The organism is Streptomyces glaucescens (genome assembly GCF_002154375.1).
GTDB lineage: Bacteria > Actinomycetota > Actinomycetes > Streptomycetales > Streptomycetaceae > Streptomyces > Streptomyces glaucescens.
Genome location: NZ_MUND01000734.1, coordinates 1 through 1285, shown reverse-complemented (window position 1 = coordinate 1285; position 1285 = coordinate 1). Strand labels below are relative to the sequence as shown.

The 1285-nt window shown below is 75.9% G+C and carries 1 protein-coding gene and 1 pseudogene; one reads left to right on the top strand and one right to left on the bottom strand.

Annotation, left to right across the window (positions count from 1 at the left end; translation table 11 throughout):
* A pseudogene (locus CCN42_RS46330) lies at positions 1-106 on the top strand (helix-turn-helix domain-containing protein); the annotation flags it as partial.
* Positions 107-152: 46 nt separating this feature from the next.
* On the opposite strand, the gene CCN42_RS36225 reads toward CCN42_RS46330, so the two are convergent.
* Positions 153-1285 (bottom strand): FAD-binding oxidoreductase (locus tag CCN42_RS36225; RefSeq protein ID WP_107427702.1); only part of this gene is annotated, 1133 nt, incomplete at its 5' end.

The following is a 1285-nucleotide window of genomic DNA, read 5'->3' as shown; positions in this document are numbered from 1 at the left end:
GACGTGCGACGGCTGCGAGCGTGCCTTCCGCGCCCCGCGACCCGGCCGTTGCCGGGACTGCCGGGACCGGTCCGCGGAGGCGGGGGAGCCGCTTCGGGCGGCCTGATCCGGGCGGCTCGAACGGCCACGGCCGCCCCGGGCCACCCGCTTGGCTACACCGGCGCGACCGTGTGGCCGAAGCGGAGCAGGTTGTCCGGGTCGTAGGTCGTCTTCGTGCGGCGCAGGCGGTCGTAGACCTCCGGGGTCCACGCGCGGGCGCGGTCGGCCTCGTCGCCCGGCGTGCCGTGGATGTTGACCATGGTGCGCCCGGTGCCGTACGGGGCCATGGCGCCGTACAGCTCCCGCGTGGCCCGCTCGACGGCCTCGGCGACCGGCGGGGCGGGCAGGACACCGACCGAGTCCATGAAGTACCGCGCGTCCCGGGCGCAGACGGCGTCCTCCGCGGCGGACGGGCGGGCCAGCGCGCCGCCCATGTGGCGCACCTCCACCATCAGCAGCGGATAGTCGGCGCCCGCCGCCGGGCCGGCCAGCGCCACCAGCGTGTCGAGCGCGTCGGCGGGCAGGTCGCGCAGCAGCAGGCAGTACTCGCGCGCCGGGAGCGGGTCCTGCGGCTCCAGGTGGATGCGGTCCAGGTCCGCGTGGTCCATCTCCTCGACCATGTCGACCGCGACCGGGGCGGCCGAGCGCAGCGGGGCGATCAGTGCCTCGCCCTCGGCCGGATCGCCGGGCCAGGCGAGCGCGACACGGGCCCAGAAGCCGCCGCGCAGCGGCTCGGGGATCTGCGGGATGGGCGGCAGCCGCAGGATGGTGTACGCGCTGCACATCTCGTCCGGCACCGTCCGCGTCCACTCCGCCCAGGCGCGCAGCAGGGGTTCGGCGTGCTCGCCGTGGCAGTACAGGCTCCCCCCGTACAGGCGGGGCACCGGCAGCAGGTCCATCACGAGGGACGTGACGACGCCGACGTTGCCCTTGCCGCCGCGCAGTGCCCAGAACAGCTCCGGCTCCTGATCGGCGTCCGTGTCGCGCAGGGTGCCGTCCGGGGTGACGACCTGGAAGGAGTGCACGAGGTCGGCGGTGAAGCCGTAGGCCCGGCCGAGCACCGGCAGTCCGCCGCCCACCGTGTAGCCGACCACGCCCGCGTCCGTGGAGGTGCCGCTGAGACCGGCGAGGCCGTGCGGGGCGCCCGCCGCCATGACGTGGCTCCACTTGGCCCCGGCGGCCACCGTCGCGGTGCGTCCGGCCGGGTCGACCCGTACGTCGGTCATCCGGGCGGTGCTGATCAGCA